Annotated in this window: 14 protein-coding genes; 10 read left to right on the plus strand and 4 right to left on the minus strand. The window is 57.9% G+C overall.

Annotated elements, in window-relative coordinates:
- Positions 1-11: 11 nt before the first annotated feature.
- On the minus strand, positions 12-800 hold the full coding sequence (locus ACTG4M_RS06190; RefSeq protein ID WP_439122772.1) for a crotonase/enoyl-CoA hydratase family protein: 789 nt from the start codon (positions 798-800) through the stop codon (positions 12-14).
- A gap of 101 nt (positions 801-901) precedes the next feature.
- Here ACTG4M_RS06190 and ACTG4M_RS06195 point away from each other — a divergent pair, with 101 nt between their 5' ends.
- Complete coding sequence (locus ACTG4M_RS06195; protein WP_439122773.1) at positions 902-1,798, plus strand: amidohydrolase family protein; 897 nt, start codon at positions 902-904, stop codon at positions 1,796-1,798.
- A gap of 3 nt (positions 1,799-1,801) precedes the next feature.
- Positions 1,802-3,331, plus strand: a complete 1,530-nt coding sequence (locus tag ACTG4M_RS06200) for an acyl-CoA dehydrogenase family protein (RefSeq protein ID WP_439122774.1) — start codon at positions 1,802-1,804, stop codon at positions 3,329-3,331.
- On the opposite strand, the gene ACTG4M_RS06205 is transcribed toward ACTG4M_RS06200, so the two are convergent.
- A complete protein-coding gene (locus tag ACTG4M_RS06205; protein ID WP_439122775.1) occupies positions 3,321-4,172 on the minus strand; it encodes a helix-turn-helix domain-containing protein in 852 nt (283 codons plus the stop codon). The genes ACTG4M_RS06200 and ACTG4M_RS06205 overlap by 11 nt on opposite strands.
- A gap of 91 nt (positions 4,173-4,263) precedes the next feature.
- Between ACTG4M_RS06205 and pobA the strand changes: the two genes are divergently transcribed.
- Positions 4,264-5,433, plus strand: coding sequence for a 4-hydroxybenzoate 3-monooxygenase (gene pobA, locus ACTG4M_RS06210; protein WP_439122776.1), 1,170 nt, complete (start codon positions 4,264-4,266; stop codon positions 5,431-5,433).
- Here pobA and pcaQ read toward each other — a convergent pair.
- Positions 5,430-6,362 carry a pca operon transcription factor PcaQ gene (gene pcaQ / locus ACTG4M_RS06215; RefSeq protein ID WP_439122777.1) on the minus strand — a complete coding sequence of 311 codons (933 nt, stop codon included), beginning with the start codon at positions 6,360-6,362 and terminating at the stop codon, positions 5,430-5,432. The genes pobA and pcaQ overlap by 4 nt on opposite strands.
- Positions 6,363-6,453: 91 nt before the next feature.
- Between pcaQ and pcaD the strand changes: the two genes are divergently transcribed.
- The 7 genes from pcaD (at position 6,454) to pcaF (ending at position 12,595) form a co-directional block, all read left to right on the plus strand.
- Complete coding sequence (gene pcaD / locus ACTG4M_RS06220; RefSeq protein ID WP_439122778.1) at positions 6,454-7,242, plus strand: 3-oxoadipate enol-lactonase; 789 nt, start codon at positions 6,454-6,456, stop codon at positions 7,240-7,242.
- Entirely contained in the window at positions 7,235-7,618 is a 384-nt protein-coding gene (gene pcaC, locus ACTG4M_RS06225; RefSeq protein WP_439122779.1) for a 4-carboxymuconolactone decarboxylase, read from the plus strand. The genes pcaD and pcaC overlap by 8 nt, the downstream gene beginning before the upstream one ends.
- Entirely contained in the window at positions 7,611-8,339 is a 729-nt protein-coding gene (gene pcaH, locus ACTG4M_RS06230) for a protocatechuate 3,4-dioxygenase subunit beta (RefSeq protein WP_439122780.1), read from the plus strand. The genes pcaC and pcaH overlap by 8 nt, the downstream gene beginning before the upstream one ends.
- Before the next feature lie 3 nt (positions 8,340-8,342).
- The gene (gene pcaG / locus ACTG4M_RS06235) at positions 8,343-8,942 is read left to right on the plus strand and encodes a protocatechuate 3,4-dioxygenase subunit alpha (RefSeq protein WP_439122781.1); all 600 of its coding nucleotides are present in this window, start codon (positions 8,343-8,345) and stop codon (positions 8,940-8,942) included.
- Positions 8,942-10,003 (plus strand): 3-carboxy-cis,cis-muconate cycloisomerase, encoded by a 1,062-nt coding sequence (locus ACTG4M_RS06240; protein ID WP_439122782.1) that lies wholly within the window; start codon positions 8,942-8,944, stop codon positions 10,001-10,003. Before pcaG ends, ACTG4M_RS06240 begins: the two co-directional genes overlap by 1 nt.
- A gap of 44 nt (positions 10,004-10,047) precedes the next feature.
- On the plus strand, positions 10,048-11,325 hold the full coding sequence (locus ACTG4M_RS06245) for a flavin-dependent oxidoreductase (protein ID WP_439122783.1): 1,278 nt from the start codon (positions 10,048-10,050) through the stop codon (positions 11,323-11,325).
- Between the two features lie 67 nt (positions 11,326-11,392).
- Positions 11,393-12,595, plus strand: coding sequence for a 3-oxoadipyl-CoA thiolase (pcaF, locus tag ACTG4M_RS06250; protein ID WP_439122784.1), 1,203 nt, complete (start codon positions 11,393-11,395; stop codon positions 12,593-12,595).
- Between the two features lie 20 nt (positions 12,596-12,615).
- Here pcaF and ACTG4M_RS06255 read toward each other — a convergent pair whose 3' ends face one another.
- Positions 12,616-13,497 (minus strand): 2-oxo acid dehydrogenase subunit E2, encoded by an 882-nt coding sequence (locus ACTG4M_RS06255; protein ID WP_439122785.1) that lies wholly within the window; start codon positions 13,495-13,497, stop codon positions 12,616-12,618.
- Positions 13,498-13,506: the final 9 nt, after the last annotated feature.

Here is a 13,506-nt window from a genome sequence, read left to right on the forward strand (position 1 = left end):
TCGGTGCAATCCTATTTCCTGAAGTTTGGTTCTCGTTTCTCAAGAAAGGCGCGTAGCCCTTCTTTTGCGCCGTCAGAGGTTTGGCACATCGCGGCAGCAAGGCTTTCAGTGAATAGCCCATCGGCGCGCGACATGTCTCCGATCCGCGAAATGGCATTGATCATCAGATAGTTCGAAAAAGGCGCATTGTCGGCGATCTTGCGCGCGAGTTTTTGCGCCAGTGGCAGGCCTTCGCCGTCGGCCACAGAATAGTGGGCGAGCCCAAGCGACACCGCGTCGTCAGCGCCATAGTTGCGGCCGGTCAACATCATCTCGCGCATCCGGTCTGCGCCAATGATCCGGCCGACGCGCACAGTCGCACCGCCTCCGACAAAGATGCCGCGACGCCCCTCAGGTAGTTGGAAACGCGCAGTGGGTTCGGCGATGCGCACATGGGTCGAGGCCGCAATTTCAAGCCCGCCTCCGATTACAGCGCCTGTCAGAACCGAAATGACCGGCAGACCGCTGTATTCGATCAGGTCGGACACACGATGCCAGTTGCGGGAATGGTGCACACCTTCGACAGGTTCGCGCTGCTCGTGTTCGGCTAGGTCCAGGCCAGAACAGAAATGCCCGCCTTCTCCGCGCAGGATGACCGCATTCACGCCTTCGGGGGGATGCGAGAAGAACGTATCAAGGGCATCGATCAGCGCGTCATTCATCGCATTGCGCTTTTCCGGACGGTCGAAAACTACGGTTGCGATATCGCCCGAAATCTCAACACGTGTGACTGCATCCCGCTGTGCCGTGCCATCGTGCATACGATTACCCTCATGTCCAAATCACTTTTGTTGTATATGTAAACGGTTTTGCTGTATAGCGTTTTTCGAGTTTGGGTGTTTCTTACTGCGGGAGAGCAGACATGGTTGATTTTTCCAAGGTACAAGCCATTGATTTTCATACACATGCGGAAGAGCCCTGCAATCAGTGTCGTGATGATGGCTACAATGAATTTCAAACGGGTATGGCGGCCTATTTCAAGAATCCAGCCGGTGCGGAGGGCATGTTGCCCACTGTTCAGGACACCGCACAATACTATCGCGAGCGAGAGATTGCGGCGGTTATCTTTCCGGTCGATGCCGAACGCGAAACTGGGTTTCGCCGCTATTCGAACGAAGAAGTGGCGCAGCTTTGCGCTGAAAATGATGACATTCTGATCCCGTTCGCGTCGATTGATCCGCACAAAGGCAAGGCCGGTGCGCGCGAAGTGCGACGGTTGGTGCGCGAATTTGGTGTTCGGGGGTTCAAGTTTCACCCCACCATGCAGGGATTTTATCCGAATGACCGCGAAGCCTGCTATACCGTCCTTGAAGCTTGCGCCGAAGAGGGCGTGATCACTCTTTTCCATACCGGTCAAACCGGCGTCGGCTCGGGTATGCGCGGCGGCATGGGGATGAGGCTCAAGTATTCAAATCCGATGTATCTCGATGATGTCGCGGTGGATTTCCCGGACATGCCCATCGTTCTGGCGCATCCCAGCTTTCCCTGGACGGAAGAAGGGTTGGCAGTCGCTCAGCACAAGCCGAACGTCTATTTTGATATGTCGGGATGGTCGCCAAAATATTTTCCCGAGATCTTTGTCAAATATGCCAATTCAATCCTGAAGAAGAAGATGTTGTTTGGGTCGGACTGGCCTGCATTGACACCCGATCGCTGGCTCAAGGATTTTGCCGATGCGCCCTTCAAAGACGAAGTGCGTCCCTTGATACTTAAGGAAAACGCGCTGCGCTTGCTGGGTGAAACTGGAACGGCCGGCTGATCCATGATCGATTTCACTGCGCCGACAGATGATATTTTGTTCTCGCTGCGTCACGTCGCTGGGGCAGAGTCGGTGGCTGCGTGGGACGATATGCTGGTCGCCGATGTGCTTGGCCATTTCGCGAAGTTCGCTGAAGGCGTGCTTGCTCCGTTGAACGCAGTCGGAGATGTGCAGGGCGCACGGCTTGAAAATGGGCGCGTGCGGATGCCGGATGGGTTTGCAGACGCCTACCAACAATTGGTTGATGGTGGCTGGCAAGGCCTAACAGCGCCCGAACGGTTTGGCGGGATGGCGCAATCGGCGTTGGTGGCAGTGGGTGTGTCTGAGATTTTTTCAGGAGCGAACCATGCGATGCAGATGGTGTGCAACCTGGTGCCGGGTGCTATAGACACGCTTCTGCATTTTGGAACACCTGCGCAACAAGAGACGTGGATTCCCCAGCTGGCGGCGGGTGATGTGTTGTCGACCATGTGCCTTACCGAGGCAGGCGCGGGATCTGACCTGTCGCAAATCCGCTGTAAGGCAATTCGGGACGGGCAGGATTGGCGTCTGGACGGTGAGAAAATCTTTATCTCTGGCGGTGATCAGGACATGTCCGATGGTGTACTGCATCTGGTTCTGGCACGCAGTGGCCCGCCGAAGGACGGGCTGAAAGGATTGTCGCTGTTCCTGTGTCCGGCTGCAGGGGGTGTCAGTGTCACGCGGATTGAGGACAAGCTGGGCCTACATGCGTCGCCAACCTGTCATATGACGTTCGATCAGGCGAGGGCCGAGCTGATCGGTGCAAAAGGGGACGGTCTGCGCGCGATGTTCACGGTCATGAACCATGCGCGTCTTGATGTTGCGCTGCAGGGCGTTGGCCACGCCGCGCGCGCATCGCAGATTGCAAGAGCTTACGCGACAGATCGCAAGCAAGGGCGCCGCAAGGATGGCGGCCCGGCGCGGCTTTCGGATCATGCAGATGTGCAGCGCATGTTGGAAGAACAGGCGTCTTTGGCAATGGGCGCGCGGGCAATGTGCCATGTGGCGTTTGTCGAAATGGAAAAGGCGGATCGGCCCGATCTGGTCGCTTTCCTTACCCCTTTGTGCAAGGTGTTCTGTTCGGAGGCGGGCATTCGAGCAGCGGACCTCGGGATACAAATCCTGGGTGGGTATGGATATCTTAACGAATATCATTTGGGTCAGATTTGGCGCGATGCGCGGATCACGTCAATTTATGAAGGTGCAAATGGCATTCACGAACGCAGCCTTGCGACACGCGGGCTGCGGGGAGCAGGCGCAGATCAGTTCGCGGAAATGATCCGTGAGCTTGGTCGGGGATCGGACTGGGTGCTCGCAGATTTGGCCGATTGGGTCGAATGGCGTGAACAAATGCGGGCCAGCGACGATCCCGAAATTCAGGCGCATCGGTTTGTTCAGGCGACTGCGCAGCTTTATTTTCGGGCATGTTGGGCGAAATGCGAGGCCGTAGCGGACGAAAACCCCATGCCAGATTGGGTCAGGCATTTAGCCGCCCAAGTGCTTAATTCGTAAAGAGCGCCCTGTAGTCACTAGGGGTTTGCCCGCGCGCGGCGCGAAACCGTTTCGAGAAATAGGACGGGTCGATAAAGCCAAGTCGATATCCGACTTCTGATACTGGCAGTTGGGTGAATGCCAGCAGGCGACTGGCTTCTTGCATGCGCCGTTGTTCGATGTACGCGGTCGCGCCCAAGCCGGTTGCGGCACGGCACAGGCGGCTGAGATGGCCGGTGCTGATCGACAATGCGCTTGCATAGTCTGATGCAGACCAGCTTTCGGACAGGTTTTGCGATATCAGATCGTCCAGTGCAAAGAGGCGGGCATGTTTCGGGTTTTGATCATCCGTGCGGGCAGGAAACTGCGTTTCGGCCAGTTTGGCGAGCACGGAATGTGCCATGCCTACAACCTGTTGTGCGCGAAATGGGCTGGTCCCCGCGACGGTGTCGCGCAAAAGGTGGGTCAACCGTTTCAAGGGCTTGCTGATCGGCCCGACAAACGGATGTGACAGGGTTGTCAGGATCTCGTCGGTGCCCGGCGAGATGGTTCGGACGACGCTGACGGGGAAGGAAAAAATCTTACCCTGAGATCCGGGTTCGAAAATAAACTCATGCACGCAATGCTCTGGAATATAGAGGAAACCACCTTCTGCCACCATGTGCTGCGTTCCATCCACGGTTGCGTCGATCCAGCCAGACATCACCATGAAAAGTTGCGACATTTGGCGATGTCTGTGTGGCAGGATGCGCCAGTCATGGATCGGGGCGCGAACCGAGAAATCCTCGAAATGGATCACATCGGGAAACTGATCCTCTTCGCCATATAGCCCAAAGGCCGGAATGATGTTTTGTGCACACATGTTCGATTATTACCATGTCTCGCTCTTTGGTGCCATTATCTGATGCGACCTGACGGCCTACCAATGGCGTTACCGTGGGAGGAACACCGTCATGAAAACTGAAGTTGCCATCATCGGGGGGGGACCCTCTGGTCTGCTGTTGTCCCAATTGCTTAACAAGGCAGGGGTGGCGACTGTAGTTCTTGAACGCGCCACGCGCGACCATGTATTGTCGCGTATCCGCGCGGGTGTGCTTGAGGCCGGAACGGTTCAGATGCTGCGCGAAGCGGGTGTTGCTGACCGGATGGCGCGCGAGGGCATTCCGCATGAAGGCTGCTATCTGACTGACGATGACCTGATGGTTCATATCAATTTCGAGGAACTGACCGGCACATCTGTCATGGTTTATGGCCAGACTGAAGTCACAACTGACCTGTACAACGCGCAGGACTCGATCGGCGCGACGATTGTGCATGGCGTCGAGGATGTTGTGATCCATGATGCCAATAGCGATGCGCCTTACGTCGAATACACGGTGGACGGTGCGCGCACCCGACTAGACTGCGCCTACGTGGCCGGGTGTGACGGGTTTCACGGGGTCAGTCGCAAGACGATCCCCGAAGACAAGCGCCGTGAATTTGAGAGGGTCTATCCGTTTGGCTGGCTTGGTGTGCTGTCGCGGACCCGCCCGGCTCATGAAGAGCTCATCTATGCCAATTCATCCAATGGTTTCGCGCTGGCGTCGATGCGCAACGAGAACCTCAGTCGTTATTACGTGCAGGTCCCGTTGACGGACAAGGTTGAAGAATGGAGCGATGAGCGGTTCTGGAGCACGCTGAAATCCTGTCTGCCTTCCGAGGTTGCAAACAATATGGAAACTGGTCCGTCGATTGAGAAATCAATCGCGCCGTTGCGGTCTTTTGTCAGTGAACCGCTGCGTTGGGGACGGTTGTTTCTGGTTGGTGACGCAGCGCACATCGTGCCGCCAACCGGCGCGAAGGGGCTGAACCTTGCCGTGTCGGATGTGCATTATTTATATCAAGCGCTGATCGATGCTGTGAAGAAAGACGACACAGCCGGAATTGATGCTTATTCGGAACGCGCGCTTTTACGGATTTGGAAGGCGATGCGCTTTAGCTGGCAGATGACAACGATGCTGCACCACTTTGACGGCGAAGATAGCTTTGCCGCACAAATGCGGAAATCTACGCTGCGCCACCTGTCGCAATCAGAAACCGCGCGGCGTGATTTGGCCGAGAATTATATCGGGTTGCCGTTCTAGGATTTGCTTTGACCCAACGGTCGTAAATCAGTCCGGGCGTTCTCTAACGCGCGGATCAACCCCGTTTGTTCGTCGGTCAGTACGCCGTCCGAACGCATCGAGATGCCAATGGGCCCGCCGCGCAGGTCGTTGCCAAGCGGCAAAGCGCGCAGTGTGCCAGCATCCAGTTCGTCTTCGACCACACCGCGCGAGATGAACCAGACGGCATCGGACGATTGCACCACGCGCCGCCCAAAGGCGAGAGATACGGATTCGAACGCCGCGCTTTGCGAAGTGACGCCATGCCGCGACAGAAGGGCCCGCACCAATGGCGCAATCACGGCTCCGGGGGGCGGCAAGAGCAGCGGGTAGCCTTCCAACGCCCCCATCGGTTGATCCGTATCAATCAATGAATGGCCCGGACGCACTACTGCTGCGATGTCTTCGGAATAAAGGTGGTGAAACGACAGGTGCTGCATCACCTCCGCATTACCCATGCGCCCGACCACCAGATCAAGACTGCTTTCGCGCAGTTGCGACATCAACAACCAGTTCGGGCCGGTGCTGACCCTAAGCAGGCAATTCGGATGGCTGTCGCGAAACGCCAATGCCGCGCGGGGCATCAGTGATGTGGCGGCGGTCGGCAGAACCCCGACAGACAGGCGGGTAATCTGCGATGGCGTGTCCATGACAAGCGATTGCGCGCGCGACAGTTCTGCCATCGCGGCCCCCGCATGCTGTTGAAACACGCGCCCCACACTGGTGAGCGCCAGCCTGCGGTGGGTGCGGTCGAACAGGGGTTTGCCAAGGATGTCCTCAAGTTCGCGTATGGTTTTTGATGCTGCGGGCTGCGAGACATTCAGCACTCCCGCTGCCGCCGAAAGCGACCCGAGACGCGCAGTTTCCAGAAAACACCTTAAATGGCGAATGCGGATGCGATGATCGACCATGCATAACCTATGGGTTAAATGATTGATGGTAGATTATAATTTTAAGCCGCGAAAAGAAATGCGAAACAAAGGGCCTAGGAGATTTGCCAGAATGAGAACGATTACGTCGAACGGTGCTACATTGAATGTGCGCGTGGATGGCCCGGACAATGGCCCCGTCGTCCTGTTCGCCAATTCGCTTGGCACGGATTTGCGCGTTTGGGAATTGTTGCTGCCGCATTTGCCAAGTGACCTGCGGATTGTGCGATATGACAAGCGAGGACATGGCCTTTCGGATTGCCCTGACGCGCCTTACAAGATCGACACGCTTGTTTCCGACGCAGAGGCGGTGATTGACGCGCTGGGCTTGACCGACGTGATCTTTGTCGGACTGTCCATCGGGGGCCTGATCGGGCAGGGCCTTGCGGCCCGCCGTCCAGACGCGATCCGCGCGCTCGTGTTGATGGACACGGCTGCCAAGATCGGGTCGCCTGGGATGTGGCAAAACCGGATCGTTACGTTGCAGACCGATGGCATGGGGTCGATGGTCGACGGCATCTTGGACCGCTGGTTCGCGCCTGAGATGCGCAATGATCCAACACGTCTTTCCCCTTGGCGCAACATGCTTTTGCGCACTCCGCTTGAGGGTTACGTCGGCTGTTGTGCCGCGATCGCCGAGGCCGATTTCACCGAAAGCACGTCGCAACTGACGTTGCCTGTCATGGCGATGGCCGGGTCCGAGGACGGATCGACAACGCCAGAGATAGTGCAAGCCACAGCCAGCCTATGCAACGCGGCGTTCCATGTCGTTGCCGGCGCTGGGCACCTGCCATGTGTTGAGGCTCCGGAGGCTGTAGGCGCTTTAATCACTGATTTCCTTAAGGAGGTGCGCCATGTCTGACCGTTTCGATCAAGGGATGAAGACCCGGCGCGAGGTTCTTGGTGACGCCCATGTGGACCGCGCCGAGGCTGCTAAGACGGACTTCGATCTGCCGTTCCAGACGTTGATCACCGAAGGGGCGTGGGGCACGGTGTGGTCATCGGACAAGATCAGCCGACGGGAACGGTCGATGCTGACATTGGCGCTTTTGGCGGCTACGGGAAATTTCGAAGAAATCCCGATGCACATCCGCGCTACTGCCCGCACCGGTGCCAGTAAAGAGGACGTGATGGAAGTGTTCCAACATGTTGCGATCTATGCAGGCGTGCCCAAAGCCAACCACGCCATCAAGCTGGCCAAACAGACTTATGCAGAAATGGAGACATCCCATGACTGAAACTGCCGCATTGATGCCCCGCCGCCGCGACGTGCATCCGGATCCGTATTACCCCGATTACAAAACGTCGCTGACGCGGTCTCCGTCACTGCCACTGTTGTCGATGGAATCGACGCCAAGCGAAGAAACCGGACCACGGTTTGGACATAACCAGTTGGGTGCGCTCGATAATAACCTGATCAGCAACTACACGCAGGGCAAGGCGCTGGCGGTGGGCGAACGCATCCGTGTGCATGGTCGGGTTTTGGATGAAACCGGTCGCCCGGTGCCGCAAACTCTGGTCGAGATTTGGCAAGCCAACGCAGGCGGACGTTATAGGCATATCAAGGACACATATTTCGCGTCGCTTGATCCTAATTTTGGCGGCTGCGGTCGCACCATCACCGATGATAACGGCTATTATGAGTTCATGACGATCCGTCCGGGGGCGTACCCCTGGCCGAACCGCGCCAATGACTGGCGGCCGATGCACATTCACTTCTCGATCTTCGGTCATGCCTTTGGCCAGCGCCTCATCAGCCAGATGTATTTTCAAGGTGATCCCCTGATCGACCTGTGCCCGATTGCCGCCACCGTGCGCGATCGGAGCCAGCTTGATAGGCTTGTGGCGCCTCTGGATATGCAGAACTCGCGCGGCATGGACTATCTCGCCTACAAGTTCGACATTGTGCTGCGCGGACGGCGTCAGACTATGTTCGAAAACAAGCCGGAAGGGATGTAAGACATGACACAACCGCTTGATATTTTAGTGGAAACAGCCAGCCAAACCGCTGGTCCTTATGTCCATATCGGCTGCATCCCGACCTTTGCCGGGGTCGAGGGCGTCTATCCCGAAGACCTTGGCCTGAGCCCGATCGAGGACGGCGCGAAGGGCGAAGTCATTACCATTGTTGGGTCGATCTATGACGGCACCGGCTGGGCGATGCGCGACGCCATGTTCGAAAGCTGGCAAGCCGATGCGGCGGGTGTGTATCCTGGTCAGGATGGGGCAGATCCCAAGGTTTCTGGTTTTTGTCGCTTTGCAGCCGACAAGGACACAGGCGAGTACACGCTTCGGACCATCAAGCCGGGGTCGGTGAAGGGCCGGAACGGTCAGGTGTTCGCACCGCACATCTCGATCTGGATTGTGGCACGTGGGATAAACATCGGCCTCAACACCCGCATCTATTTCGACGACGAAGACAACAGCGCCGATCCGCTGTTGGCCCGCATCGAACAGCGCCCGCGCGTGGATACTCTAGTTGCCAAGAAAACTGACGATGGCACCTATCGGTTCGATATTCGGCTTCAAGGCGAAGGCGAAACGGTGTTTCTTGACCTCTGATGACAGGCATCTTTGACCATCCGTGGCTATCTGGCCTGTTTGCTGATGACGAAATCGCTGAACTTTGGTCCGCCGAGTCGCAGCTTGCGCATATGATGGCGTTTGAGGCGTCATGGTCGCGGCACGGCCATCTTGCTGGCTTGTGGTCCGAAGCGGATGGTGCTGCGGCGGCATCGGCTATTTTGGCGGTGCGCCTTGCACCTGACGCATTGCGGAAAGGGACGGGACAAGACGGGGTTTGTGTTCCCGCTTTGGTGCGTTTGCTGAAGGACCAAACCGGGGCTACTGCGATCCACAAAGGGGCCACGTCGCAAGATGTGATCGACACGGCGACGGTCATGTCTCTGATCCCCAGCCTTGACTTGATCGACAAACGTTTGGAACGTGTTGCGTCTGAGCTTCACGCGATTGAAACCCGATTTGGTGAGAGGCCGCTCATGGGCCGAACACGGATGCAGGCCGCGATGCCGATCACCGTTGCGGATCGGATAAGGACATGGCGGTTACCGCTTCTTGCACATCGCGACCGGCTTGCTCAAATGCGCCCGCGTATCGGACAGGTTCAGATTGGCGGCGCTACTGGTGACCGTGCAGTGCTGGGCCATGGCGTAGATGCGTTCTGCGACGCAGTTGCCAAAGATCTTGACCTCAGCACCACTCCGCACAGCTGGCATGCCATGAGGGATGGGATGGCCGAAGCAGCATCGCTATTGTCGCTGATCACCGGTACGCTGGGCAAAATGGGCCAGGATATCTGCCTTATGGCGCAACAGGGCATCGACGAGGTGACGATCGAAGGCGGGGGCGGATCATCAGCCATGCCGCACAAGCAGAACCCGGTTCAGGCCGAACTGCTTGTCACACTCGCGCGTTTTAATGCTGTACAGGTGTCGGGTATGCATCACGCGCTGATCCACGAACAGGAACGGTCGGGTGCTGCGTGGTCGCTGGAATGGATGCTGTTGCCACAGATGGTCAAGGCAGCTGGACGCGCGCTTTCCGTTGCGTCAACGCTTGCAAGCCAAGTCGTAGAGATAGGCAGTCCACGTTCATTGCGCTAGGCTTGTCAGCGCCGTAAGTCACTAAAAATACTGGAAAGAAATGCATGTTGGAAAACAGGGTGATCATCGCGGGAGGCGGGATTGCAGGTCTAGCACTTGGACTGACGCTGCATCAGATCGGGGTGCCTTTCACCGTGTTCGAGTCAGCCAAAGAAATGCGGCCTTTGGGCGTCGGTATCAATCTCCAGCCCAACGCAATACGCGAGCTTTTCGATCTGGGGATCACATCTGAAGCTTTGGATAAGGTGGGTCTTCCTGCCGAGGAATGGGCGCTGGTCGGGCTGAATGGGCGCGAGGTGTATGCAGAACCGCGTGGGCTGGGTGCAGGGTACAACTGGCCACAATACGCCGTGCATCGCGGCCAATTGCACATGCTGCTTTATGATACGCTGATCGAACGGGCTGGGCCGGATGCGGTGCAGCTTGGTGCAAAGGTCACCTCCTACACTAAGGATGGCGCTGGCGTGGTGGCGCAGATTCAGGTCGACGGCCAAAGTCGGACAGAGGCGGGAGCGCTGTTGGTCGCCGCCGATGGCATCCACTCGGCGATCAGGGCGCAGATGTACCCCGATCAACCGCCGATCCATTGGGGTGGCGCCGTGATGTGGCGGGGTACTGTGCGGGCCGAGCCGTTGCGCACCGCGTCTTCATTCGTTGGGCTTGGCACGCATCGGCATCGCATGGTGATCTATCCAATTTCCAAACCTGACGAGACCGGCAAAGCTTTGGTGAACTGGATTGCCGAAGTGACGATGGACGATGCGGATGGCTGGCAGCAGGATGGCTGGTTCAAACCAGTCGAAATTGACGAGTTCATCCACCATTTCGAGGACTTTCGATATGATTGGCTTGACGTGCCAGAGATGCTCCGCGCTGCTGACTGCGCCTATGTGAATCCGATGATTGACCGCGATCCAGTGCCAAGCTGGGTTGATGGCCCGGTCGCTTTGATGGGCGATGCGGCGCATGCAATGTACCCAACCGGATCAAATGGGGCCAGTCAGGCTTTCGTGGACGCGCGTGTGATTGGGGCGAAGGTGTTGGAGCATGGGTTGAATGAAGCGGCCCTTGCAGCCTATGACGCACAACTGTGCGGTCCGGTTTCTGAACTCGTGTTGCGCAATCGTGGGGCAGGGCCGTTCGGGCTCCTTAACCTTCTAAACGAACGATGCGGCGGTGTTTTCGACGATATCGAAGACGTGATCCCCTCTGCTGAACGCGCTGATTTCATGGCGAAATACAAAGCGGCTGCTGGGTTCGCGATCGAAACCCTCAACGCTGCTGACCCCACGATACCAAAAGGTGCGCGTTTGAACGGCTGACTTGCATTTGGGGCCAGTTCGAAGGCCTTATGCCATCCAATCGACGTTCTGAACCGGAGTCATCCCAATGCCCGACGCCTATATCTGCGACTATATCCGGACGCCCATTGGACGATACGGCGGTGCTTTGGCATCCGTCAGGGCGGATGACCTGGCGGCGGTGCCTTTGGCGGCGCTCGCAGCGCGGAACCGGTCGCTTGATTTGTCGGCCATCGACGAAGTGATCCTCGGCTGCGCCAATCAGGCGGGCGAAGACAATCGAAACGTCGCGCGCATGGCAGTGCTGCTCGCTGGCTATCCCGACACGGTGCCCGGGACAACAATGAACCGGCTGTGCGGATCGGGAATGGATGCGGTTCTCGCGGCGACCCGTGCGATCAAGGCAGGTGAGGCTGATTTGATCATTGCCGGCGGCGTCGAAAGCATGACCCGTGCGCCGTTTGTCATGCCCAAGGCACAACAAGCGTTCGCCCGGCAGAATGACGTCTACGACACCACCATTGGCTGGCGGTTTGTGAACCCTGTTCTGAAAGTGCAGTACGGTATAGATTCCATGCCAGAGACCGCCGAGAACGTAGCTGAAGAGTTCCGCGTAACTCGCGAAGATCAGGATGCTTTTGCGCTGCGCAGCCAGCAAAGGGCAGGCGGTGCTCAGGAAAAAGGCCGTCTGGCGGAAGAGATCACGCCGGTGACGATTCCGTGCCGTAAGGGGGATCCTGTAATTGTTGATACAGACGAACACCCACGTCCGGCGACGACCGAAGAAGACCTTGCTCGTCTCAAACCCTTTGTGCGCGAAGGCGGGACCATAACAGCGGGCAATGCATCAGGCGTGAACGACGGCGCTGCTGCCCTAATCATTGCGTCCGAGACGGCGGTCCGAGAACATGAATTGACCCCGATTGCCCGTGTATTGGGTGGGGCGTCCATCGGCGTTGCGCCGCGCATCATGGGGATCGGGCCTGCGCCAGCGTCTGAAAAGCTGATGGCGCGGCTGGGTTTGCGGCAAAGCGACTTTGACGTGATCGAGCTGAACGAGGCTTTTGCATCACAGGGGCTGGCGACACTTCGGCGCCTTGGAATTGCAGATGACGATCGGCGTGTGAATCGCAACGGTGGGGCCATCGCACTGGGGCATCCGCTTGGCATGTCCGGGGCACGGATCACTGGGTCTGCGGCCCTTGACCTGCGGTCCGGGCAAAAGGCGCTCGCCACGATGTGTATCGGCGTCGGGCAGGGGATCGCGATTGCAATTGAGGCGGCGGGCTAGAACGCCCAGCCGCAGTTTGCCTAGATCAGCATGTTGCGCGGATCACCGATAAGCTTGGCATAATGCGACAGGAACCTTGCGGCGTCAGCACCATTGATCACTCGGTGATCATAAGACAGGTCCAACGGCACCATCGGCACAGGGCGCGGGGTGTCACCGTCCCAAACCGTAATGGTCTCGGTGCGCGTGATGCCAAGGATCGCGACCTCGGGCGGATTAACGATGGGCGTGAACGCTGTGCCACCGATACCGCCCAGATTGGTGATCGTCATAGACGCGCCACCCATCTCATCGGGTTTGATTTTGCGGGCCTGTGCGCGGGCCGCAAGGTCTGCAATCTCAGCTCCGATTTGCCATAACCCCTTGCTGTCCGCGTCGCGGACCACCGGCACCATGAGGCCATGTGGCGTGTCGACCGCAATGCCAATGTGGACATAGTTTTTGAGGTATAGCGTTTCGCCATCTGCCGACAACGAGGTATTGAACTTGGGAAACGCCTTCAGGCACCGGGCCAAGGCGGCTACGTGGAACGCCAGCGCGGTCAACTTAATGCCGCGCGACTGTGCTTCGGATTTGAGGCTTTGGCGGAACGCCTCAATGCTGCTTACATCAGCGCGATCGTGATGCGTGACCGCTGGGATCAAGGCCTGCGCCGCCGCCAAATTGCGGGCGGCAACCCGGGCAAAGCGGCTCATCGGCTCTTCGGTCACGGACCCGTATTGGCTGTGATCGACATCCCAATAGGATGTGTCACCAGCTGTTGCCAAAGCGGCTGCTGGACCGCCATCGAGGTCCTCTGGGCCAATGGTCTTGCGCCCAAGCTTTTTCGCGAGCGCTTCAATCTCGACGCCTTTCTCGCGGGCGAGGCGCCGGGTGGCGGGGCTTGCAACGAAGTCTGCCATGTCTGCTCC

Origin of the sequence: Marivita sp., assembly GCF_965656765.1 — a bacterium.
Classification (GTDB): Bacteria; Pseudomonadota; Alphaproteobacteria; order Rhodobacterales; family Rhodobacteraceae; genus Marivita.